Below are 2952 nucleotides of genomic sequence, written 5' to 3' on the forward strand. Positions count from 1 at the left end.
CCTGAACGTTTACGGTGAATCCAACCAATATGTCCAATGCTTCCGACTTTTTCCTCGCCCCGGATTGCGCCTGTAGATTGAGCGCAATCTTCAATGACTGACAAGTTGTGAGCAAGAGCAATGGCCATCAATGATGTCATATCCACTGGTTGCCCAAATAAATGAACCGGGATAATCGCTTTGGTTTTTGGTGTAATCGCCGCCGCTATTTGCTCTACATCTAAATTAAATGTAGTCGCATCAATATCTACCCAATGCCCCATGCCCCATGCCCAATGCCCAATGCCCCATGCCCAATGCCCCATGCCCCATGCCCCATCACACCCTGACTAGACTCAAGAATATATAAACAAAACTTATTCGTAGGAAGTAACTAAATTTCATTACTAATCGCGGTCAATTTAGAGTTACATAGTCTAATTTTTCTCGTAGTATCAGAATTGAAGCAAATATCAAAGGGCGGCTAATCCTATGAGATCGACCGTGGTATTTGCTTTAGCATAACTTATACTGCCGTTTCAAAAAGAGAGGATTACCTGATGGCAACTTATAAAGTCACACTGGTAAACGAAGCTGAAGGGCTGAACAAAGTCATTGATGTTGATGATGATACATATATCTTAGACGCTGCTGAAGAAGCTGGTCTTGACTTACCCTACTCTTGCCGTGCTGGTGCTTGCTCCACCTGTGCAGGTAAACTCGTATCAGGCAGCGTCGATCAAAGCGATCAGTCATTTTTAGATGACGATCAAATAGAAGCTGGATACGTACTCACTTGTGTTGCTTACCCAACCTCTGATGTCACAATCGAAACTCACAAAGAAGAAGAACTCTATTAAGAATTAGGCCTTTCAACAATAAATCTCTTGCAAGAGTTACTGATGTTCAAATAATACAAGCAACGAAATTGGGAGAAATATTCTCCTAATAGTATGTGTCCTTTCTCATGATAGTTTGACGAAAAGCCTAATCTTAAACAAAGCAGGAACACAATCAACGTTATGTTCCTGCTTTATTAATATGCGTATTGCTCCAACCCCGCCAATAGGAAGGTTTTATTATACAGTAATTAACTGTAAAAATGCGTAAAACTTGGTGACTCCTCCCCGACCCCACTCCTTACAACAGTCAACAGTCAACCCTGAAAACGGAATAATTTATTTTTTGCAGTTCCCTAATTCACTTTACAGCTTAATTTCTGGAGTGAGAATTTTAATCTCAGTACCAGGATAGTAAAATTGCAGAATTTTCTGATTCGGCCAACCGAGTTTAGCTAAATTTTGAGCGCCAGTTTGACTCAAGCCGACTCCATGTCCTAAGCCACCACCAATAAAGGCGTATCCCCATAGTTCTGGTTTACCTTTGTTTAAAGGTTCTATATAAAAAAGTGTACTTGTGGGAGCAGCAAAAGCACTGCGAACCTCGTCTTTATGAAGAATAAAGGTACTTGTATCAGTTTTAACCGCGAATTCGAGGATGCGTCCACTCTCGCTTCGTTTCAACACAGCCATAGCTTGAATTGTCTTAAATTTGGCATGAGGGCTATTTTTAGAAAGCAAAAATTTCTGTAAATCCTTGATAATATCCTCTAAACGGGTTTCTCTGCGCCAACGAAACACGTTCCACTTGCTTTCATTAAAACCTTGCTGCATGTTAATAAATTTTTGGAAGTTCTTTTCATCGGCTAAACTTTGCTTTGATAAGTTCCAAAGATTAGTAGCAGCATCGATTACAGGGCGCAGATAAGGACGATCCTCACCATTCCAGACATCACTGAAGGAGGCGGTGACACCACCAGTGGTGGAAGAATACAAAGCGTCTATTAGTTCGTTTTTATAAGTTAGTACTTTACCCCTAGTTGCAGCGATCGCTTGGTCTGTTTTGGCTGCTGCTCCATTCAATCCATAATAAACTTGGCAGTGTGTATCAGCACACAACTGATAGTTATCTGCGGCAAACCTACGTAAATTTCTCAAAGCATAAGTACGAGCCAGAATTGTTTGCGCTTCTAGGGCTGCTGTTGGTGCATTAGTACCTATTTCATAAGGCACAACCCCACGTAAATAAGTTTCTAAGGGTACTTGGTTAACTAAAGTGTATGTACCATAAGCGTTTGGTTGTAAATTTAGCCGTCCTGCATAGAGACGAGCATTCTCTGGTTTATCGCTTTTATTTACCCGAATCAAGTTTTTCTCGGTGCTAATTTCTAACTCATTGGGGTTGTAATGCTTACCATCCACTACCCAAGTCACTCGCGGCACTTGTTTCAAAATTTTGGTATCAAGATATGCTTTTTCTTGATTAGTAGCTTGGATGTTCTGCAACAATATGCGTCGCAATAAAGGAGTACTGTAAACGTCGCGTTTCGCCCAAACCTGCCAGCGTTCTGGCTGGGCTATTTCCACTTCCATTCCTTGGGAGCGCCATTTTTTTGCACTGTCCTCCGCAGTTTCAAAGGTGCGGTATGTACCCAAGACCACCACTTCTTCTACTGCTGGCTGGGGTAGAGTTTGCATCTGTGTTTCCAACTTCACAGGCTTATTGGTAACCACAACTTGCTGCTTGTTACCCGTTTGAAATTTTAGCTTTAAGCGATCGCCTTTTGTCGGTTCCAATTGCAGCTTCGCTGTGGGTTCGGCACCAAATCGCTGCACAATCCCAATTTTTAGTTCCACATCCCGAATATTGCTCTCAGGCCCCGATGCCCCAGTTAGCCCCAATAAGCTAAATGTTGCCACCAGAGTATAGGAAAAACGCCAAAAGGAAAATTTCATAGCTACCTGATTCTGCCCTGGAATGCGGCGTTGGAGCTGATTTTCCAATTGCTTTGTTACCCGGTCTTTTTGTCGCATGAGTGCTCCAATGATACCATTACCAGTTTTGCCCCAAATAAATATCAGTTGCAAAACAAAGTCATAACGATTATGATTTAATAAAAGGTACAAAACAGAA

At 41.8% G+C, this 2952-nt stretch carries 3 protein-coding genes; 1 reads left to right on the forward strand and 2 read right to left on the reverse strand.

Annotated features, from left to right (window positions below):
- On the reverse strand, positions 1-305 hold a 305-nt coding region (locus VF06_RS38715), incomplete at its 3' end, for a DegT/DnrJ/EryC1/StrS family aminotransferase (RefSeq protein ID WP_257208166.1).
- 234 nt (positions 306-539) lie between these two features.
- On the opposite strand from VF06_RS38715, the gene VF06_RS38720 reads away from it, so the two are divergent.
- Positions 540-839 (forward strand): ferredoxin, encoded by a 300-nt coding sequence (locus VF06_RS38720; RefSeq protein WP_099072949.1) that lies wholly within the window; start codon positions 540-542, stop codon positions 837-839.
- 345 nt (positions 840-1184) lie between these two features.
- Here VF06_RS38720 and VF06_RS38725 read toward each other — a convergent pair whose 3' ends face one another.
- A complete protein-coding gene (locus VF06_RS38725; RefSeq protein WP_099072952.1) occupies positions 1185-2852 on the reverse strand; it encodes a SpoIID/LytB domain-containing protein in 1668 nt (555 codons plus the stop codon).
- Positions 2853-2952: the final 100 nt, after the last annotated feature.

Source organism: Nostoc linckia z4 (genome assembly GCF_002608075.1).
GTDB classification, from domain to species: domain Bacteria; phylum Cyanobacteriota; class Cyanobacteriia; order Cyanobacteriales; family Nostocaceae; genus Nostoc; species Nostoc linckia.